The following is a 19,905-nucleotide window of genomic DNA, read 5'->3' as shown; positions in this document are numbered from 1 at the left end:
CTCGCTGTCGTTGGCTTCTATAAGAATGCCACCGTGGCGCACAGACGCCTCGGCTTGGGCGAGTCCATTCAATTACAAAGGGCGGTGAAAATACCGAATGCCAGACAGCACAAAGGGGAGCCGAAGCTCCCCTTTAATTTTTCGTTGCGCGTGCTCTTTTTTTATTATTGAGGGGCGGTCTGTTGTTGTTTTTGGTGACCGTGACCCTTTACCGCTGTTTTTTTCGATCCCCATCCGGGATCAAGAGCAAACGTATTTTTTTGAGCGCTGATCTACTTTCTCGCTGAGCGATCCAACCGATTCGGGAGCTACCTGAAGGTAGTTTTATTGTTCTCTGCCCGGTTGCGGGTAACTCCGAAAAGCACCCTGAAAAGCACACCTTCTCCAAAAAAATCTGTTAGCTGCGTCTCTGCCGTGTTGTTTTTGTTATGTCAGAGTCGTTACGTCTTGTTTTTATTGGTTGTGCCGCTTTTTTTATTCTTGTTATGCCATAGAGATAGCAGGTGTCGTGCCAACTTTTAAAAATACTTTAAAATCAATAGCTTAATAAAAGTGTAAGGTTTTTCCCTCAGGTAAACCCCGACAATTTGTTTCCGTGTTACTCGCTTTTGCCCCACGCCCAGCCGCAGCGGTAACACCCGGACACAACCGCGCCCTCACTGAGCGCTACGTGCCTTGGCCACGCGCGAACCGGTGGGCCGCCCCAGCACTGTGCAGATTTGCTGGCCGGCGAGGATCAGGGCGTCCAGGTCGATTCCCGTGTCGATACCCAGCCCATTGAGCAGGTACACCACATCTTCCGTGGCGACGTTACCGCTGGCGCCCTTGGCGTAAGGGCAGCCGCCGAGGCCGGCGATGGAGCTGTCGAATACCGAGATACCTTCCAGCAGGCTGGCGTAGATGTTGGCCATGGCCTGGCCGTAGGTGTCGTGGAAGTGCCCGGCCAGTTTGTCCCGTGGCACGACAGCGGAAACCACGTCGAACATCTTGCGGGTGGCGCCCGCGGTGCCGGTGCCGATGGTGTCGCCCAGGGATACCTCGTAGCAGCCCATGGCGTAGAGCTCGCGGGCGACCCGAGCGACTTGTTCCGGTGCGACGTTACCTTCATAGGGGCAGCCCAGCACACAGGACACGTAACCACGCACGGTCACGCCGTGTTGTCTGGCCGCCTCCATGATCGGCACGAAACGCTCCAGGCTTTCGCTGATCGAGCAATTGATGTTGCGTTGGGAAAACGCTTCGGAGGCCGCCGCAAACACCGCGACTTCCTTGACCCCGGAGGCGATGGCGTCTTCAAACCCTCGAAGGTTGGGGGCGAGCGCGCCGTAAGTCACCCCGGGTTTACGCTGGATCTGCGCGAAGACATCCGCAGAGCCCGCCATCTGCGGTACCCATTTGGGCGAGACGAAACTGCCGACTTCTATATAGCCCAGGCCGGCAGCCGTCAGCGCGTCGACCAGTTGTACCTTGTCGGCAACGCTGATGGGTTGGGCTTCATTTTGCAGACCGTCGCGCGGGCCGACTTCGACAAGGCGTACGTGGGTGGGGAGGGACATGGCATTGGACCTGTGCTGATTGTTCGGAGAACCCTGTAGGAGCGAGCCTGCTCGCGATGGGCTCCCAGGCACCGCGTTTATCCAGCAAACACGCGTTATCGTTAACGACCATCGCGAGCAAGCTCGCTCCCACAAGGGGATTGTGTTGTCTTATTGAAGCGATTCCTGGCTTTTGAGGGTCTGTTCCAGCGCCTGGACGCAGCGTTCTTCCGCCGTATCGAGTTCGAGTTTCATCTGCTCGATGTCCAGCAGTTGCTGTTCCAGCTGTTCCCGACGCTCGCTGATTTTCGCCAGCATGCTGTGCAATTGCTTGGTGTTACCGCTGGAAGGGTCGTAAAGCTCGATCAGCTCGCGGCATTCGGCCAGGGAGAAGCCGATGCGCTTGCCTCGCAGGATCAGCTTCAGGCTGACCTTGTCGCGGGGCGAATAGATGCGTTCCTGACCTCGCCGTTCGGGGCTGAGCAGGCCTTGCTCTTCATAGAAGCGAATCGCCCGGGTGGTGATGTCGAGCTCGCGGGCGAGGTCGGAAATGCTGTAGGTCTGGCTGCTCATGGAAGCGCTCGCAAAAGGTCATGGCGCTAAGCTAATGGCAGGTTGACGTTTACGTCAAGGGGCAGGGGATGACTGCTGTTCTTGCCGGCCCCATCGCGAGCAGGCTCGCTCCCACAACGTTTTTCGGCGTACACAATCAAGTGCGTGACAAATTGACCCGTGGGAGCGCGGCGTGCCGGTGATGAACGATGACGCGGTAACACGCCCTACGCCTTTTCCAGCTTTTTCTCGTGCGCCGTCACCTGCTGGCACAACTCGATCATCTGCTCGCGCATCCAGCGGTTGGCCGGATCCTGGTCGGTGCTTTCGTGCCAGTACAGGTGGGTTTCCACCGGCGGCACATCGTTGACCGGCAAGCTGAAGGCGTGCAGATCGTTACGACGGGCGAAGCGCTCCGGAACGGTCATGACCATGTCGGTCTGCTGCAGCACTTGCGATGCCATCAGGTAATGCTGTGAGCGCAGGGCGATCTTGCGCTGGATGCCCATCTTGCCGAGGGCCAGGTCGACATGCCCCAGACCGCTACGGCGGCTGGAAATATGGATGTGGGTCAGGCCCAGATAATCATCGAGGGTGAATTTTTCCTTGCCCGCCAACGGATGCCCCTTGCGCATGGCGCATACATAGCGGTCTTCCATCAACTTGACGTGGCGCACTTGCGGGTCGGTGTTGAGCGGCGCATCCACCGCAAAATCGAGGCGACCGGCGGCCAGTTCCTTGGTGGTCTCGCGGCGCTTGGACAGGAAACTCTCGATGATCACCGTGGGGGCGAGACGGCGCAGGCGCTGGAACAACGGTGGCAGAATCACCGCCTCGGTCAGGTCGGTCATGCTGATGCGGTAGGTCTTGACCGCCTGCAACGGGTTGAAAATGCGGCTTTCCTGCACCGATACCCGCAGCAGGGAAAGGGCGTTGCGTACCGGGCCGATGATGTTCTGGGCCATCGGCGTCGGCACCATGCCCTGGGCGGTGCGCACGAACAAAGGGTCGTTGAAGGTTTCGCGCAGGCGGGCCAGTGCGTTGGATACCGCCGGTTGGGTAATCCCGACGATCTGCCCGGCGCGGGTCAGGTTGGCTTCGGTGTAGATCGCGTCGAAGACGATGAAAAGGTTGAGATCGACCTTGCTCAGATTCATTACGCGGCTCTCTTATTGTGTGGGCGGCTGGCCTTGAAGATCAGCCGATCATATATCGGTGATGAATGTTAATACACGCCGAGAATAGGCTAGGTAAATTTTCGTAGCTGTTCTAGCATCGATTGCATGATCTAAACAACCTCCCCCAAGAAGGTATCTTGCTCATGGATTTCGCTTATTCGCCCAAGGTTCAGGAACTGCGTGAGCGCGTGACAGCGTTCATGGACACCTACGTCTATCCCGCTGAAACCGTGTTCGAGCGCCAGGTTGCCGAGGGCGACCGCTGGCAGCCGACCGCGATCATGGAAGAACTCAAACTCAAGGCCAAGGCGGAGGGCCTGTGGAATTTGTTTCTGCCTGAGTCAGAGCTCGGTGCCGGCCTGACCAACCTCGAATACGCGCCCCTGGCCGAGATCATGGGGCGCTCGCTGCTGGGGCCTGAGCCGTTCAACTGCTCCGCGCCCGACACCGGCAACATGGAAGTGCTGGTGCGCTACGCCAACGAAGAACAGAAGCAACGCTGGCTCGAGCCGCTGCTGCGCGGCGAAATCCGCTCGGCATTTGCCATGACCGAACCGGACGTCGCATCGTCCGACGCCACCAACATGGCCGCCCGTGCCGTGCGCGATGGCGACGAGTGGGTGATCAACGGCAAGAAATGGTGGACCTCCGGGGCCTGCGATCCACGCTGCAAAATCCTGATCTTCATGGGCCTGAGCAACCCTGATGCACCGCGCCATGCACAGCACTCGATGATTCTGGTTCCGGTGGATACCCCCGGCGTAAAGATCCTGCGTCCGCTGCCGGTGTTCGGTTATGACGACGCGCCCCACGGTCACGCCGAAGTGCTGTTCGAAAACGTGCGTGTGCCGTACGAAAACGTCCTGCTGGGTGAAGGACGCGGCTTCGAAATCGCTCAGGGTCGCCTCGGCCCGGGCCGGATTCACCACTGCATGCGTTCGATCGGCATGGCCGAACGTGCCCTGGAATTGATGTGCAAACGCTCGGTGAACCGCACGGCGTTCGGCAAACCCCTGGCGCGACTGGGTGGCAACATCGACAAGATCGCCGACTCGCGGATGGAAATCGACATGGCGCGCCTGCTGACGTTGAAAGCGGCGTACATGATGGATACCGTCGGCAACAAAGTGGCGAAGAGCGAAATCGCGCAGATCAAGGTGGTGGCGCCGAACGTGGCGTTGCGGGTGATTGACCGGGCGATCCAGATTCACGGCGGGGCAGGGGTCTCCAACGATTTCCCGCTGGCCTACATGTATGCGATGCAGCGCACCCTGCGCCTGGCCGACGGTCCGGACGAAGTGCACCGTGCGGCAATCGGCAAGTTCGAAATCGGCAAGTACGTGCCAAAGGAAATGATGCGTAGCGGGCAGTAACAGGCACCGAGTCATCGTTCATCGCGGGCTAGCCCGGCTCCCACAGGTTTAGTGTGATCCTTGTGGGAGCGGGCTTGCCCGCGATGGCGTCGGCCCATTCAACACATCTACATCAAATTCAATACACCCAAACCTCAACCCGCCGATTCTTGATCCGCCCCTCATCGGCGCTATTGGCCGCCACAGGCATTTCGGCGCCAAACCCGCGAACGTCGCGCAGCACCACGCCACTTTTCACCAGTTCGCGCCGCACCGCCATGGCCCGCAGTTTTGACAGCAGGTCAGCGCGGGCCGGGTCGCTCTTGGCATCGCCAAACCCTACTAGTGTGACCTGCCGATCGGTTTTGCCGTGCTGCTTTATATAGTCGAGCACTCGGGACAGGTCCTGTCGCGCCTTGTTGTCCAGGCTGGCGCTGCCTTCCTCGAAGCGAAAGTTAACGGTCAGGCGCTGGGCGTGGCGGCTGAGTCCCTGGTAGGCCTCGGGCATCAGTGCGTTGGGTGTGACGGTCATGGCCTGCACGGTCTGGGCGATAAACCCGTTGGCCGCGACAATCGCCTGACCCTGGCCGCTTTGCGCGAACGTCACCAGCGCGTCGGCCCAGGGATTTTTCCCGTTGGGCGGCAGGTAGAGGAACAAGCGGCGGGACAGGGGATAGTCTTCCGTGGCGATCAGGCTGTTGAGCGGCAGCATGGCCTGGGATTGGCCGTCGACAATCGCCACCGGTTTGGCCGAGCGCACGTACGGCAGGCCAATGAAGCCGATGCCTTGTGGATCGAGGCTGACCGCGTCCGACAATTGCTCGCTGGATTCGAAACGTTTCGCTGCACCGCTCAGGGTTTTCCCGCGACGGCTGAGGACCAGTTCCTTGAAGGTGTCATAGGTGCCGGAGTGATCATCCCGCGCATACAGATGAATGGCGCCGCCACGGCCGCCGAGTTCTTCCCAGGTTTTGACCTCGCCACTGAAGAGGCGTGCCAGTTGCTCGGTATCGAGTTGGTTCAGCGGGTTTTGCGGGTGAAGGATAATCGCCAGGCCGTCGATGGCGATGACCTGCTCGGCGGCCGCGCTTTTCAGATCACCCAGGGATCGGAGGTCAACCAACTCGCTGTCCTTGATCGGGCGCGATGAAGCGGCCAGATCGGCCCTGCCGGCCTTCAGTGCGCTGAAGCCGGTGCTGGAGCCGTGGGCCGCGAGTTCGACCTCGACCCGGCGTCCTTGCGGGGTTTCACCGACAATCCGCAGTTCGTTGGCCTTGTCCGGCGCTTCGCTGTGCACCTTGAGCAAGCCCTGTTCGCGCAACAGTCCTTCGACCAGCGCCGGACCGAGTGCCGCTCCGATGGTATTGGAGCCCTGGATGCTTAGCACCGGGCCATGGTCGGGCACCGGCAAACTGTTGGCCGAGGTCATCAGCGGCAAGCAGGTGCACAGCATCAACAGGAACAAACCGCGCAGCGTCATGCCGGCACCTTGAATGGCTAAAGGAGGTGCCGGGAGATTAAGTCAGTAGGGTTTCAGAGAGATGACAGTTTTCCAATGTGGGAGTGAGCCTGCTCGCGATGAGGGCCTGGCATTCAATTTTCAGTTGGATGACAGTCCGTCATCGCGAGCAGGCTCGCTCCCACAGAAGAGGGTAATCAGCTCAACTCAAGCCAGATCGGCGCGTGATCGGAGGGTTTTTCCATGCCGCGCAGTTCGTAGTCCACGCCCGCGTCCTTGACCCGCGGCAACAGGCCATGGGACGCCATGATCAGGTCGATGCGCAGTCCGCGCTTGGGCTCGTCTTCAAAACCGCGGCTGCGGTAGTCGAACCAGCTGAACATGTCGGTCACCTCCGGGTTCAGGTGACGGAAACTGTCCACCAGGCCCCAGTTTTTCAGGCGGGCCATCCACTCGCGCTCTTCCGGCAGGAAGCTGCATTTACCGGTTTTCAGCCAACGCTTCATGTTGTCGGGGCCGATCCCGATGTCACAGTCTTCCGGTGAAATGTTCACATCGCCCATGACCACCAACGGCTGATCGTTCCGGAACTGGCTTTCCAGCAGTTGCTGCAGATCGCTGTAGAAACGTTCCTTGGCCGGGAATTTGGTCGGGTGGTCGCGACTTTCGCCTTGAGGGAAATAGCCGTTCATGATGGTCACCGGCACGTCATTGGCGTCGGCGAACGTGCCCCAGATAAAGCGCCGCTGGGCATCTTCATCGTCGGTGGCGAAGCCTTTGTGCAGCACCAGCGGTTCTTTGCGCGACAGCAGGGCGACGCCGTAGTGACCTTTTTGTCCATGGAAATACACGTGGTAGCCCAGGGCTCTGACTTCATCGAGCGGAAACTGGTCGTCATGGACCTTGGTTTCCTGCAGGCCGATCACGTCGGGCTGGTGTTTGTCGATCAGCGCCGCCAGCTGATGGGGACGGGCACGCAGCCCGTTGATGTTGAAGGAGACGATCTTCATGGTCGGCAGTCCTGGCAAAAGGGCGATGCTAGCTGACATGTCGGCATCGGGCCAGTGTCGGTGCAGCCGGCTTTTACATTGACTGACTGATCTGCGAGTCTGGTCTATACCTGTGGGGGGGGGAACTGTGTTGCCACCCAAAGGCTCCTACCAACAAGAGCACAGCCGTTCGAGCTGTGCCGGGGAGAATGACCGTCATGCCCGAAACGTCCACCGCCATCGCCGATATTCACATGCTCGACAGGGGCTATTCCCGCGAAGCACGTTCCCTGTTGTACCAGGCTTACCGGCACGAGCCGACGTTCGGCTACCTGTTCGAAGCCGAGCGCCCCGGCTATGAACAGCGGGTGCGCGCCACGGTGCGTGAGCTGGTCAAGCAACACTTTCTCCAGGATTTGCCGGCCATCGGCCTGCTGGTCAACGATCGCTTGATCGGCATCGCCCTGATCGCGCCGCCGCAACGGCGCCTGGGCATCACTGAAAGTTGGGCCTGGCAGCTGCGGATGGTGCTGAGCACCGGGTTTCGCTGCACCCGTCGCTACCTTGAATATCACGATGCGGTGATGGCTTGCGTGCCGTCCGACTCGGTGCACCTGCTGCCATTGCTGGGGATTCATCCGCAATTCCAGGGCAAGCACTTCGGCGAACAACTGCTGCAAGCGGTGCACAACTGGTGCGCGGTGGATGAACATTCTCAGGGCGTGGTGCTCGACACCGGCAATCCGCGTTACCTGGAGTTCTATAAGCGACAGGGTTATGAGGAAATTGGTGAGGTCGCTGTAGGACCGATCCGCGAACACGTGTTTTTTCACGCCAATCCTCAAGTCGTACAAACCGCAACGGCATAACCGTCGAACTTTTGGGGCGCACCGGGCTCTATCACGCTCCCATGTTCATCAAGCATGCTCGTGATAGCATCCGCGCCTATGAAGTTTCCAGGAAGAATTACCAGTGGCGTGCTGATGCTGATTTCCAGCTGCGCGGCACTGGCCCAAAGTGAATTGGATGTTCGGATCAAACCGTCCAACGATGAACTGAAAGCCAATATAGAGGGCTATGTCGGCAGTCTCGGCGATCGTGACGAAGAGGCCTTGCTGCGCTTCAGTCGGGGCGCCGAGGAACAGGCGCGCAAGGCCGCCCAGGCCTTGGGTTATTACCAGCCGCACATCGACAGCGACGTGAAGGGCGGCAAGACGCCACGCCTGATACTGAACATCGACCCCGGCGAACCGGTGCATCTGCGCAACGTCACCATCCGCATCGACGGCCCGGCCGCCTCGCTCAAATCCTTTCGTGTGCCCAATGACCATTCGCTGAAAACCGGTGCGGTGCTCAACCATGGCCATTATGAAGATGCCAAGCGGCTGATCCAGAACCAGGCCTCGCGCTATGGCTTTTTCAGCGGGCGTTTTACCCGTTCGACACTGTCGGTGGACCCGCGAGCCGGCGTGGCCGATATCGAGCTGGTCTATGACAGCGGTCCGCGTTACGCCCTGGGCAAGGTCAGTTTCGAAGGCGACACGCCCTTCGACGAAGACCTGCTGCAACGCATGGTGCCATTCAAGGCGGGTGCGCCCTATGACTCCGAGCTGATTGCCGAACTCAACCAGGCCCTGCAATCGAGCGGTTATTTCGAGGGCGTGCGGGTGGACGCGGCGCCGACCGCGTCCAGGGACAACGTGATCCCGGTGGACGTCCGGCTCGAAACCCGCAAGCCGCGGACCATGGGCCTGGGCCTGGGTTACTCCACCGATGTCGGCCCGCGGATCAAAGCCAACTGGACGCGGCACTGGGTCAATCCGCAGGGGCACAGCTATGGCTGGGAAACCGAGGTCTCGGCGCCACGGCAAAACGTCGGGGTGTTCTATGACATTCCGCTGGACCCACCACTGACGGACAAACTGCGTTTCGCCGGTGGCTATCAGAATGAAGAAATCGCGGACAGGGACAGCCTCAGCAAACTCCTGACCATCGGTCCCGAATGGCACAGCAAGTTGCCCAGCGGATGGCAGCGGGTGGTGTCGCTCAAGTGGCAACACGAGGAGTACCGGCTCGGCGATGACTCGGGACTCAGTAACCTGCTGATGCCCGGCGTGAGCTATTCGTACCTCAAAAGCGATAACCGCATCGACCCGCACAATGGCTATCGCCTGCAATTCGAAAGCAAGGTGGCCAAGGAAGGTCTGGGGTCGGATAACAACCTGGTGTACGGCACGGCGCTGGTGAAGGGCTTGACCACAGTGTTCGACAAACACCGCTTCCTCGGTCGGGTGCAGGTCGGCGGCAGTGCCACCAACGGCTATAAGTCGGTGCCACCGTCGCTGCGCTTCTTCGCCGGTGGCGATCAGAGCGTGCGCGGCTATGACTACCAGAGCCTGTCCCCGGAAAACAATGAGGGTGACCGCATCGGTGGCCGCTACATGGTCGCCGCCAGCGCGGAGTATCAATATTCCATCGCCGAAAAATGGCGTGTCGCCACGTTCATCGACCAGGGCAATTCCTTCAATACACTTGAACTGCCGAATCTGAAGACCGGTGTCGGTATCGGTGTGCGCTGGGTCTCGCCAGTGGGGCCGATCCGCCTCGACCTGGCTCACGCGATGGACGACGATGGCGGCATTCGACTGCACTTTTCCATGGGGCCCGAGTTGTGAAGCGTGGTTTGAACATATCGCTGCTGGCGGTCCTGACGCTGCTGATGCTGGTCGCCCTGACCCTGGCCACGGTGTTGGGCACGGCGGCGGGCAGTCGCTGGGCGCTTGGCTTTGTGCCGGGTTTGAGCCTCGACAACTTCCAGGGGCGCCTGGGCGGGCAATGGAGCGCCGACCGCGTTGTGTGGCAGCAAGACGCCAGCCAGGTCGAACTGAACAAGGTGATTTTTGCCTGGTCGCCGCTGTGCCTGACGCGCATGACCTTGTGCATCGAGCAATTGCAGGCTGATCAGGTCAGCCTGCAATTCCCGCCGGGCGGTGAAGAACAAAGCAGCGGGCCGATCAGCCTGCCGGATTTGAAATTGCCGGTGGCGCTGGAACTGGGTGACGTGCAGGTCGGCAGCTTGCGGTTCAACGGCAGCGAGCAGCTCAAGGGCTTGAAACTGACGGCGCACTGGACCGAGAAGGGGATGCAGATCGACTCGGTGAAACTGCAGCGGGACGATCTGAACCTGAATTTGACCGGGCAGTTGCAACCTGGCGGCAACTGGCCGCTCACCGCTGAAGGCCAATTGACCCTGTCGACGCCTGCGCCCTGGACGCTGGCCCTGAAAATCGACGGCGATTTGCTCAAGACCCTCAACCTGAAAGCCGACAGCAGCGGATACCTCAACGGCCAACTGACCGGTCAACTGCAACCCTTGGTGGAGAACCTGCCGGCCAAGGTGCGCATCACCGCTGACGGTTTCAAGCCCAGCGCCGACCTGCCGGACACCCTGCAACTCAATCAGCTTGAACTCACGGGCGACGGCGACCTGAAAAACGGCTACGCGCTGCTCGGCAAGGCCACGTTGCCGGCCGAACAAGGACCTGTAGCGCTGGTGTTGCAAGGCAAGGTCGACGCCAATGGCGCGCAGATTGCCGCGCTCGACCTGACGGCCAGCGACAAGCAAAACCTAAAACTCACGGGGCAAGTCGACTGGAGCAAAGGCCTGAGTGCCGAGGCGAAAATCGATTGGCTGGACTTCCCGTGGCACCGCCTCTATCCGCTGATCGATGAGCCGCAAGTGGCTCTGCGCAGCTTCAATGGCGAAGTTTCCTACACGGACGGTAAGTACCTCGGCCACTTCAACGCCGCGCTGGACGGTCCGGCCGGGGCGTTCAGCCTGACCAGTCCGTTCGCGGGTGACCTGACGAAAATCTACCTGCAACAGATTCAACTCACGGCTGGCCAGGGCAAGGCTGAAGGGCATCTGAACCTGCAGTTCGCCAATGGCATCGCCTGGGATACCGCGCTGGATTTGTCGGCGATCAACCCGGCGTACTGGGTGGCGGAATTGCCCGGCACCCTGGCCGGCCCATTGCGCAGCCAAGGGGAAATCAAGGATGAAAAACTCAGCCTGAGCGCCGACCTCGATTTGAAAGGAAAACTGCGTGGTCAGCCTGCGGTGATCCAGGCCAGGGCCAATGGCGGCGGCGAGCAGTGGAACCTCGATGCGCTGCAGATTCGCCTGGGCGACAACAGCATCAACGGCAAGGGCAGCCTGCAACAGAAACTCGCCGGGCAGATCGATATCAAGCTGCCGCGTCTGGCCCAGCTCTGGCCGCAATTGCGCGGCCAGCTCAATGGCCGGATCGATGTCGCCGGCACGCTCAAGGCACCGCAAGGCAAGCTGGACCTGCAAGGCACTCAGCTGGCGTTCGCCGACAATCGGCTGCAAAGCCTGAACCTGGACGCCACCCTCGACAGCGCGCAACGGGCGAAAATCGACCTCAAGGGCAGCGGGATCCAGGCCGGCGACACCTCCCTTGGCACCCTGACCGCCAGTGGGCAGGGCGATATCAAAAACCAGAAACTGACCCTCGATCTGCAAGGGCCGAAGCTGAAACTGGCCCTCGGTCTCGACGGCATCCTGGACAAAGGCAACTGGCGCGGACGCCTGGCCAGCGGCGATATCCAGGCCGGTGGCCAGGACTGGAAGCTGCAAGGCCCGGCAAAACTGGAGCGGCTGGCGGATGGCAAGATCAACTTCGGTGCCCATTGCTGGCAGTCCGGCCCGGCCAGTTTGTGCGGCGAAGACCAGCGTCTGATGCCTGATCCGAAACTGCGCTATCACCTCAAGCAGTTCCCCATCGAAAGCCTCGCGCAGTGGTTGCCCAAAGACTTTGCCTGGCAGGGTCGACTCAACGCCGACGTGCAACTGGATCTTCCAGCCAGCGGTCCGAACGGCCAGGTCAGCCTCGACGCCAGCGGTGGCCTCTTGCGCATGCGCGAGAAAGACCAGTGGCTGGACTTCCCGTACCAGACCCTGAAACTCACCAGCAAATTCACGCCAAAACGCATCGACACCGACCTCAACTTCGTCGGCGGCAAGCTCGGCGAACTGATGGTGCAGGCACAGATCAACCCGCTGCCCAAGAACAAACCCCTGAGCGGTTCCTTCCGCTTGAGTGGCCTGGACCTGTCGGTGGCGCGACCGTTTGTGCCCATGGTCGAAAAGCTGACTGGCCGTTTGAATGGCAGCGGTACGATTTCCGGTGGGCTGCTGGCGCCCCAGGTCAATGGCAATCTGTTGCTCAGCGATGGCCAGGTTTCCGGGCCGGAACTGCCAATGGAGATCGAGGCGTTGCAACTTCAGGCCGTCATCGCCGGCGAAACCGTGCAATTGAACGGTGGCTGGAAAAGCGGCAAGACCGGCCAGGGCAGTTTGAGCGGTAGCGTTGCCTGGGGTCAGGCGCTGGTGGTGGACCTGGCGCTCAAGGGCACGCAGTTGCCGGTCACCATCGAGCCCTACGCCAAGCTTGAAGTGGCGCCGGACCTGAAGATCTCGATCAAGGACGACAAGCTCGCGGTTTCCGGGAAAGTGCAGGTGCCCAGGGGGGAAATCACCATTCGCGAGTTGCCGCCATCGACGGTCAAAGTCTCCGGTGACACGGTGATCGTCGGCCAGCAGACCGAAGAGGGCAAGCCGCCGATGGCCACGCTGATGGACATCGATGTGGTGGTGGGCGAGGACAAACTGAGCTTCGCCGGGTTTGGTCTTACGGCCAACCTGCAAGGCCACGTTCACATCGGCGACAACATGGACACCCGGGGTGAACTCTGGCTCAACGACGGCCGTTATCGCGCCTACGGTCAGCGGTTGACCGTGCGCCGGGCGCGCTTGCTGTTTGCCGGCCCGATCGATCAGCCGTACCTCGACATCGAAGCCATTCGCAAGACCGACGACGTGATCGCCGGCATTCGCTTGAGCGGCAGCGCCGAGCAGCCGACCACGCAGATTTTCTCCGAGCCGGCCATGAGTCAGGAACAGGCGCTGTCCTACCTGGTGTTGGGCCGTCCGCTGAGCAGCAACGGCGAGGACAACAACATGCTCGCCCAGGCGGCCCTTGGTTTGGGGCTGATGGGCAGTTCCGGGGTCACCAGCGGGCTGGCCAAGAATCTGGGTATTCAGGACTTCCAGCTCGACACCCAGGGCAGCGGCAACACCACCAGCGTGGTGGCGAGTGGCAACCTCTCCGAGAAGCTCAGCCTGCGCTATGGCGTGGGCGTGTTCGAACCGGCGAACACCATTGCCTTGCGTTACAAATTGAGCAAAAAGGTCTACCTCGAAGCCGCTGGCGGCGTGGCCAGTTCGCTGGACATCTTCTACAAGCGGGATTTCTAGGTCCCGCTCTCTCCAAAACCTGCTCTCAACCTTCGCTGGCTTGCCAGCGAAGGCATCACCGCGTTCGCCGTTAATATCCGACGCCATTAGTCAACTAATTACAAAGCATGCTAACTATTGCGTTGACATTCGCTGCCTAAGCAGTAATATCTCGACATACATTCACTGCCTAGGCAGCTAACTGGTGTCCAGATGAAACATTTCACCCCAGACGATTTCCATAATTGCCACCTTGGCCTGCTGCTCGGACGCGCTGCGCTGCTCAAGGACCGGATTATCGACACCCACATGGAGCCCCACGGCATCACCGCCGCGCAGTTCAAGGTGCTGATCATCATGGCCCAGTTCGGCGTCGATACCCCGGCCGAGCTGTGCCGGCACCTGTCGTTGGACAGCGGTTCGATGACCCGGATGCTCGATCGTCTGGAACAGAAAGGTTTCCTTGCCCGCCAACGCTCCGAAGCCGATCGCCGGCAGGTCCAGCTGGTGTTGACCGAAGAGGGTCAGAAGCTGGCCGCTCTGTTGCCGCACATTGGCGCCGAAGCCATGAACGAACTGGCGGGCGGCATCACCCCTGAAGAGTTGAAGACCCTGGAACAGATCCTGAAGAAAATCCTGGTGGCAGCCGGTGACGCGATCACCTTGCTGCGGGTAGGTGACAAATGAGCAGCAAAACCCTGCGTACCGGTTTCAGCCTGGTGCTGTTGGCCATGACGCTCGCCGGCTGTGCCAATTACAGCGGCCTGAACACCGAAGGCGTCAGCCTCGAGGCGAAAAACCTCAAGGCCGGGCAATCCCTTAGTGGTGTGACTCTGTCGCCGGCGGCCTGGCCGAAAAGCGACTGGTGGAAAAGCCTCGGCGACCCTCAGCTCGACGGCCTGATTCGCGAAGCCCTGCACGACAGTCCCGACATGCAGATCGCCGACGCCCGTGCCCATCAGGCCAGCGCTGCCGCTTATGCCGCCGATGCCGCGCGGATGCCGACCCTCGATGCCAGCGCCGGCGTGACCCGTTCGCGTCTGGCCCGTGATCAAGACCCGAGCGGGCAGGGCGACAACTACTCCACCCTGCGTAACATCGGCGCCAGTTTCAATTACAACTTCGATCTCTGGGGTGGCCAACGGGACGCCTGGGAAGCCGCATTGGGCCAGGCCCGTGCCGCTGAAATCGATCAACAGGCCGCGCAGTTGACCTTGTCCGCCGACGTGGCCCGCGCTTACAGCGATCTGGGGCAGGCGCACATCGTTTACGACCTGTCCGCCGAAGACCTCAAGCGCACCCGGCAGATGCTCGATTTGAGCCAGCGCCGCCTGAGCGCCGGGATCGACAGTCAGTATCAGTTCCAGCAGACCGAAAGCCTGGAGGCCACCTCTGAAGCGAACCTGATCGACGCCGAAAAACGCCTGCAAAGCGCCAAAATCGCGCTGGCCGTGTTGCTGGGCAAGGGCCCGGATCGCGGTAACGAGATCGCCCGGCCGAAAGTCCTTCAGGCCAGCGCCGTGGCGTTGCCGTCGGTGCTGCCGGCCGAGTTGCTCGGTCGTCGTCCGGACCTGGTGGCCGCGCGCTGGCGGGTTGAGGCGGCCAGCAAGAACATCGACGCGGGCAAAACCCGGTTTTATCCCAACTTGAACCTGAGCGCGGCGGCCGGTGCCCAATCTTTGTTGGGCGATGCGATGTTCGGTTCGGCCAGTCGTTTCTTTAACGTCGGGCCGACGATTTCACTGCCGATCTTCGATGGCGGCCGCCTGCGCGCCGACCTCGATTCCCGCGACGCCGATTACGACCTCGCGGTGGCGCAGTACAACAAAAGCCTGGTGAAGGCGTTGGGGGATGTCAGCGACAGCATCAACCAGTTGCGTGATATCGGTCGGCAAATCGCCGCCCAGCAACACGCCACGGACATCGCCCAGGACTCTTACAACACCGTGGTCCAGCGGTACGGTTCCGGCATCGGCAACTACCTGGACGTGCTCAGCATCGAGCAACAGTTGCTCCAGGCCCAGCGGCAGCTGGCCAACCTGAACGCCGAGCAGATCGACTTGTCGATCCAATTGATGCAGGCGCTGGGTGGCGGGTTTACGCCCGACAACCTCGCGTCTGCCAACACATCGCCAGCCACGCTGAGCCACTAATTCAAGGTATTTGCCATGGCCACTGCCGATACAACTCAAACTGCTGAAAACACTCCAGGCAATCCCAACGCGGGCAAGCGCAAGTTCATGCTGCTGATTCTCGCGGTGGCAGTGGCGCTGAGCGGGGCGGGCGTCTGGGCCTACCACGAGTTTTACGGTCGCTGGAGCGAGAGTACCGACGACGCCTATGTGAACGGCAACGTGGTGGAAATCACGCCGCTGGTCACTGGCACCGTGGTCAGCATCGGCGCCGATGATGGCGATCTGGTGCACGAAGGTCAGGTATTGGTGAACTTCGACCCGAACGATGCCGAAATCGGTTTGCAAAGTGCCCAGGCCAATCTGGCCCGTACCGTGCGTCAGGTGCGCGGCCTGTACAGCAACGTCGACGGCCAGAAAGCCCAGGTCAATGCCCAGCAGGCAGAAGTGCAGAAAGCCCAGGACAATTTCAATCGCCGCAAGAACCTCGCGGCGGGCGGGGCGATTTCCCAGGAAGAACTGTCCCACGCCCGTGATGACCTGACTTCGGCGCAAAACGCCTTGGCCGATGCGAAGCAGCGACTGAAAACCACCAGCGCCCTGGTGGATGACACCGTGGTGTCGTCGCATCCGGACGTGATGGCTGCCGCCGCGCAATTGCGCCAGGCGTACCTGAACAACTCGCGCAGCACCTTGATTGCACCGGTCACCGGTTATGTGGCCAAGCGCACCGTGCAGCTCGGTCAGCGTGTGCAGCCGGGCACGGCCCTGATGGCGGTAATACCGCTGGACCAGTTGTGGATCGACGCCAACTTCAAGGAAACCCAGTTGCGTGACATGCGCATCGGCCAGCCAGTGGAAATCGAAACCGACCTTTACGGCAGTGCCGTGAAATACAGCGGCACCATCGACAGCCTTGGCGCCGGTACTGGCAGCGCGTTCGCCCTGTTGCCCGCGCAGAACGCCACCGGTAACTGGATCAAGATCGTGCAGCGCGTGCCGGTGCGGATTCACGTCAACGCCGATGAGCTGGCCAAACACCCTCTGCGGGTCGGCCTGTCGACCGTGGTCGATGTGAACCTGCATGACCAGAGTGGCCCGGTGCTGGCGCAACAGCCACCGCAAAAGGCGTCGTTCAGCACCAACATCTATGACCGTCAGTTGGCCGAGGCCGACGCGATGATCACTCAACTGATCCACGACAACAGCGCCGCGGTCAGCAAAACCGCGCAACGCTGATTCGCCTGTGTGCAGCACGCCGCCCCTCTGTGGGAGCGAGCTTGCTCGCGATGGCGGTTTGCCAGTCAATGAATGTGTTGAATGTTCATTCGCTATCGCGAGCAGGCTCGCTCCCACAGGGTCAGCTGTGTCTGTAACAGACGCAGCGCCAACAAGGTTTCAAAGGATTCGCGATGAGCAATAACGCGTCTTTCACACCCCCCAGCCTGGTGCTCAGCACCATCGGCTTGTCGCTGGCGACCTTCATGCAGGTGCTCGACACCACCATCGCCAACGTGGCGCTGCCGACGATTTCCGGCAACCTCGGGGTGAGTTCGGAGCAGGGCACCTGGGTCATCACTTCGTTTGCCGTCAGCAACGCCATTGCCTTGCCGCTGACTGGCTGGCTCAGCCGGCGGTTCGGTGAGGTGAAGCTGTTTGTCTGGGCGACGCTGCTGTTCGTGCTTGCTTCGTTCCTGTGCGGTATTTCCACCTCCATGCCGGAACTGGTGGGCTTTCGCGTGCTGCAAGGGGTGGTGGCGGGGCCGTTGTATCCGATGACCCAAACACTGCTGATTGCGGTCTACCCCCCGGCGAAACGGGGGATGGCGCTGGCGCTGTTGGCGATGGTCACGGTGGTGGCGCCGATTGCCGGGCCGATCCTCGGCGGTTGGATCACCGACAGTTACAGCTGGCCGTGGATTTTCTTCATCAACGTGCCGATCGGTTTGTTCGCCGCGTGGGTGGTCACCCGGCAGATGAAGAAACGTCCGGTGGTCACCAGCCGCCAACCCATGGATTACGTGGGTCTGATCGCGTTGATCATCGGTGTCGGCGCATTGCAGATTGTTCTCGACAAAGGCAACGACGCCGATTGGTTCGAGTCCAGTTTCATCGTTATCGGCTCGGTGATTTCCGTGGTCGCCCTGGCGTTTTTCGTGATCTGGGAAATGACTGATGAGCACCCGGTGGTGAACTTGCGGCTGTTCGCCCACCGCAACTTCCGCTTTGGCACCCTCGTGTTGGTGCTGGGCTATGCCGGATTCTTCGGGATCAACCTGATCCTGCCGCAATGGTTGCAGACCCGCTTGGGCTACACCGCGACCTGGGCCGGTTTTGCCGTGGCGCCGTTGGGCATTCTGCCGGTGCTGCTGTCGCCTTTCGTCGGCAAATACGCACCGCGATTCGACATGCGGGTGCTGGCGGGCGGGGCATTCCTGGCCATCGGTCTGAGTTGTTTCATGCGTGCCGGCTTCACCAATGAGGTGGATTTCCAGCACATCGCCCTGGTGCAATTGTTCATGGGTATCGGCGTGGCGCTGTTCTTCATGCCGACCCTGACCATCCTGCTGTCGGACCTGCCGCCCAGCCAGATTGCCGACGGTTCGGGGCTGGCGACGTTCCTGCGGACACTGGGCGGCAGCTTCGCCGCCTCACTGACGACCTGGATCTGGATTCGCCGCGCCGACCAGCACCATGCCTACCTGACCGAAAGCATCACCCCGTTCGACCCGGCAACCCGCGAGGCATTGCATCAATTGGGCGGGGCAGGGGCCAAGGCTTATACGCAGATGGACCAAATGGTGATCAGCCAGGCGTACATCATGTCCACGGTGGACTACTTCACGCTGCTGGGCTGGATGTTCATGGGGCTGATCCTGATCGTATGGCTGGCCAAGCCCCCCTTTACCGCCAAGGCCGGGCCGGCGGCCTCCGCCGGGCATTGATACAAACGCAATCCCTGTGGGAGCGAGCAGGCTCGCTCCTACAGTTTTTTGTTGTGCAAATTAGTTGGCGGGGGCAGCCAATTGCGGCGGCGGGGCGAAATCGAACGGCGCCAACGCAAACCCGTGATCATCCACTTGCAACGCCCAACCCTGGCGATCCCAATCCCCCAGCACAATGCGCCGCGCAGCTTGATCGCCCAGTTGCAGCTTGTGCACGGCGGGGCGATGGGTATGGCCGTGAATCAGGGTTTTCACCCCGTATTCCTGCATGATCCGCGGAATTTCTTCGGGCGTGACATCAACGATGTCGTTGGCCTTCATCCGCGTTTGCGCACGGCTTTCACTGCGCAGCTTGCGCGCCAGTTTATGCCGGGTGCGCAGCGGCAGATGCCGCAGGATGAACAGCGTGACGGGGTTACGCAGGTAGCGACGCAGCTTCATGTAGGCTTCGTCGCGGGTGCAGAGGCTGTCGCCGTGCATCAATAGCACCGGCTCGCCTGCCAGTTGCACGACACTCGGATCCTTCAGCAAGGTGCAGCCGGCCTGTTTGCAAAAGGCCTGGCCGAGCAGGAAGTCGCGATTGCCGTGCATCAGAAAGATGGCCGTGCCGCTGTCGCTGAGGTCGCGCAGGGCCTGGCAGATGGAGCGCTGGAACGGCGTCATGGCATCGTCGCCAATCCATGCCTCGAAAAAGTCGCCCAGAATGTACAGCGCACTCGCCGAGCGGGCGCGTCCGGCGAGCAAATCCAGAAACGCCCGGGTAATGTCCGGGCGCTCCTCTTCCAGATGCAAGTCTGAAATCAGCAATATCACTCAATGATCTCGGCTTTCTCGATGATCACGTCGTCTGCTGGTACGTCCTGGTGGCCGGCCTTCATCGTGGTGGAAACACCCTTGATCTTGTCGACAACGTCGGTGCCTGCAACGACTTTGCCGAACACGGCGTAGCCCCAGCCCTGAGTGGTCTTGGCGCTGTGGTTCAGGAAGCTGTTGTCAGCCACGTTGATGAAGAACTGGGCGGAAGCCGAATGCGGCTCCATGGTGCGTGCCATGGCCACGCTGTACTTCTCGTTCGGCAGACCGTTGTCGGCTTCGTTCTGGATGCTTGGGCGCTTGTCTTTCTTTTCTTTCATGCCAGGCTCGAAACCGCCGCCCTGGATCATGAAGTTACCGATGACGCGGTGGAAAACAGTGTTTTCGTAGTGACCGGCTTTGACGTATTCGATGAAGTTGGCCACGGTGATCGGGGCTTTCTCGGCGTTCAGTTCCAGGACGATGTCGCCATGGTTGGTGGTCAGTTTGACTTGGGTCATGATTACTACTCATTCAGGGAATTCGTGGATTTCGGGACATTGCGGTCCCTTCACCGGTTCAGCCGTTTTCGGCCAAGATGCGCAGTTTAGCGTGCCAGACGCGAATTTCGAGGCTGTTTTTCATTTACGCC

The 19,905-nt window shown here is 60.7% G+C and carries 15 protein-coding genes; 8 read left to right on the top strand and 7 right to left on the bottom strand.

The genetic code is table 11. The features are described 5' to 3' along the window. Positions 1-656: 656 nt before the first annotated feature. From JQF37_RS29475 to JQF37_RS29465, 3 genes are all read right to left on the bottom strand, one after another. Positions 657-1,556: a hydroxymethylglutaryl-CoA lyase gene (locus JQF37_RS29475; protein WP_103405041.1), complete on the bottom strand. Its 900-nt coding sequence runs from the start codon at positions 1,554-1,556 to the stop codon at positions 657-659. A gap of 150 nt (positions 1,557-1,706) precedes the next feature. Beyond that, positions 1,707-2,108 carry a MerR family DNA-binding transcriptional regulator gene (locus tag JQF37_RS29470; RefSeq protein ID WP_130207637.1) on the bottom strand — a complete coding sequence of 134 codons (402 nt, stop codon included), beginning with the start codon at positions 2,106-2,108 and terminating at the stop codon, positions 1,707-1,709. Positions 2,109-2,314: 206 nt separating this feature from the next. Then, complete coding sequence (locus JQF37_RS29465; RefSeq protein ID WP_130207635.1) at positions 2,315-3,244, bottom strand: LysR family transcriptional regulator; 930 nt, start codon at positions 3,242-3,244, stop codon at positions 2,315-2,317. 164 nt (positions 3,245-3,408) lie between these two features. Between JQF37_RS29465 and JQF37_RS29460 the strand changes: the two genes are divergently transcribed. Beyond that, positions 3,409-4,638, top strand: a complete 1,230-nt coding sequence (locus tag JQF37_RS29460) for an acyl-CoA dehydrogenase (protein ID WP_130207633.1) — start codon at positions 3,409-3,411, stop codon at positions 4,636-4,638. Positions 4,639-4,756: 118 nt separating this feature from the next. Here JQF37_RS29460 and JQF37_RS29455 read toward each other — a convergent pair whose 3' ends face one another. Both JQF37_RS29455 and xthA read right to left on the bottom strand, forming a co-directional pair. Beyond that, positions 4,757-6,097 (bottom strand): phosphate ABC transporter substrate-binding/OmpA family protein, encoded by a 1,341-nt coding sequence (locus tag JQF37_RS29455; RefSeq protein ID WP_130207631.1) that lies wholly within the window; start codon positions 6,095-6,097, stop codon positions 4,757-4,759. A 176-nt stretch (positions 6,098-6,273) separates the two neighbouring features. Next, complete coding sequence (gene xthA / locus JQF37_RS29450) at positions 6,274-7,086, bottom strand: exodeoxyribonuclease III (RefSeq protein WP_130207629.1); 813 nt, start codon at positions 7,084-7,086, stop codon at positions 6,274-6,276. A gap of 197 nt (positions 7,087-7,283) precedes the next feature. Here xthA and JQF37_RS29445 point away from each other — a divergent pair, with 197 nt between their 5' ends. The 7 genes from JQF37_RS29445 (at position 7,284) to JQF37_RS29415 (ending at position 18,461) form a co-directional block, all read left to right on the top strand. Then, a complete protein-coding gene (locus tag JQF37_RS29445; protein ID WP_130207627.1) occupies positions 7,284-7,934 on the top strand; it encodes a GNAT family N-acetyltransferase in 651 nt (216 codons plus the stop codon). Between the two features lie 78 nt (positions 7,935-8,012). After that, complete coding sequence (locus JQF37_RS29440) at positions 8,013-9,740, top strand: autotransporter assembly complex family protein (protein WP_130207625.1); 1,728 nt, start codon at positions 8,013-8,015, stop codon at positions 9,738-9,740. Next, on the top strand, positions 9,737-13,405 hold the full coding sequence (locus JQF37_RS29435) for a translocation/assembly module TamB domain-containing protein (RefSeq protein WP_130207623.1): 3,669 nt from the start codon (positions 9,737-9,739) through the stop codon (positions 13,403-13,405). Before JQF37_RS29440 ends, JQF37_RS29435 begins: the two co-directional genes overlap by 4 nt. Before the next feature lie 192 nt (positions 13,406-13,597). Beyond that, on the top strand, positions 13,598-14,071 hold the full coding sequence (locus JQF37_RS29430) for a MarR family transcriptional regulator (protein WP_130207621.1): 474 nt from the start codon (positions 13,598-13,600) through the stop codon (positions 14,069-14,071). After that, entirely contained in the window at positions 14,068-15,537 is a 1,470-nt protein-coding gene (locus tag JQF37_RS29425; protein WP_130207619.1) for an efflux transporter outer membrane subunit, read from the top strand. Before JQF37_RS29430 ends, JQF37_RS29425 begins: the two co-directional genes overlap by 4 nt. A gap of 15 nt (positions 15,538-15,552) precedes the next feature. After that, positions 15,553-16,755, top strand: a complete 1,203-nt coding sequence (locus JQF37_RS29420; RefSeq protein WP_130207617.1) for an HlyD family efflux transporter periplasmic adaptor subunit — start codon at positions 15,553-15,555, stop codon at positions 16,753-16,755. A 173-nt stretch (positions 16,756-16,928) separates the two neighbouring features. After that, on the top strand, positions 16,929-18,461 hold the full coding sequence (locus JQF37_RS29415; RefSeq protein WP_130207615.1) for a DHA2 family efflux MFS transporter permease subunit: 1,533 nt from the start codon (positions 16,929-16,931) through the stop codon (positions 18,459-18,461). A 60-nt stretch (positions 18,462-18,521) separates the two neighbouring features. On the opposite strand, the gene lpxH is transcribed toward JQF37_RS29415, so the two are convergent. Next, complete coding sequence (lpxH, locus tag JQF37_RS29410; protein WP_103405050.1) at positions 18,522-19,274, bottom strand: UDP-2,3-diacylglucosamine diphosphatase; 753 nt, start codon at positions 19,272-19,274, stop codon at positions 18,522-18,524. Beyond that, positions 19,271-19,774: a peptidylprolyl isomerase gene (locus JQF37_RS29405; protein WP_130207613.1), complete on the bottom strand. Its 504-nt coding sequence runs from the start codon at positions 19,772-19,774 to the stop codon at positions 19,271-19,273. The genes lpxH and JQF37_RS29405 overlap by 4 nt, the downstream gene beginning before the upstream one ends. Positions 19,775-19,905 lie beyond the last annotated feature (131 nt).

It is taken from the genome of Pseudomonas sp. MIL9 (assembly GCF_016887925.1).
Taxonomy (GTDB): Bacteria; Pseudomonadota; Gammaproteobacteria; order Pseudomonadales; family Pseudomonadaceae; genus Aquipseudomonas; species Aquipseudomonas mohnii.
Note: the sequence above shows the minus strand (reverse complement) of the source record. Positions and strands in the feature narration are given on the sequence as shown.

What these genes read in the sequence shown, in the direction of transcription:
- JQF37_RS29475 (WP_103405041.1), bottom strand. Translation starts at nt 1,556, where the DNA reads ATGTCCCTCCCCACCCACGTACGCCTTGTCGAAGTCGGCCCGCGCGAC.
- JQF37_RS29470 (WP_130207637.1), bottom strand. Translation starts at nt 2,108, where the DNA reads ATGAGCAGCCAGACCTACAGCATTTCCGACCTCGCCCGCGAGCTCGAC.
- JQF37_RS29465 (WP_130207635.1), bottom strand. Translation starts at nt 3,244, where the DNA reads ATGAATCTGAGCAAGGTCGATCTCAACCTTTTCATCGTCTTCGACGCG.
- JQF37_RS29460 (WP_130207633.1), top strand. Translation starts at nt 3,409, where the DNA reads ATGGATTTCGCTTATTCGCCCAAGGTTCAGGAACTGCGTGAGCGCGTG.
- JQF37_RS29455 (WP_130207631.1), bottom strand. Translation starts at nt 6,097, where the DNA reads ATGACGCTGCGCGGTTTGTTCCTGTTGATGCTGTGCACCTGCTTGCCG.
- xthA (WP_130207629.1), bottom strand. Translation starts at nt 7,086, where the DNA reads ATGAAGATCGTCTCCTTCAACATCAACGGGCTGCGTGCCCGTCCCCAT.
- JQF37_RS29445 (WP_130207627.1), top strand. Translation starts at nt 7,284, where the DNA reads ATGCCCGAAACGTCCACCGCCATCGCCGATATTCACATGCTCGACAGG.
- JQF37_RS29440 (WP_130207625.1), top strand. Translation starts at nt 8,013, where the DNA reads ATGAAGTTTCCAGGAAGAATTACCAGTGGCGTGCTGATGCTGATTTCC.
- JQF37_RS29430 (WP_130207621.1), top strand. Translation starts at nt 13,598, where the DNA reads ATGAAACATTTCACCCCAGACGATTTCCATAATTGCCACCTTGGCCTG.
- JQF37_RS29425 (WP_130207619.1), top strand. Translation starts at nt 14,068, where the DNA reads ATGAGCAGCAAAACCCTGCGTACCGGTTTCAGCCTGGTGCTGTTGGCC.
- JQF37_RS29420 (WP_130207617.1), top strand. Translation starts at nt 15,553, where the DNA reads ATGGCCACTGCCGATACAACTCAAACTGCTGAAAACACTCCAGGCAAT.
- JQF37_RS29415 (WP_130207615.1), top strand. Translation starts at nt 16,929, where the DNA reads ATGAGCAATAACGCGTCTTTCACACCCCCCAGCCTGGTGCTCAGCACC.
- JQF37_RS29405 (WP_130207613.1), bottom strand. Translation starts at nt 19,774, where the DNA reads ATGACCCAAGTCAAACTGACCACCAACCATGGCGACATCGTCCTGGAA.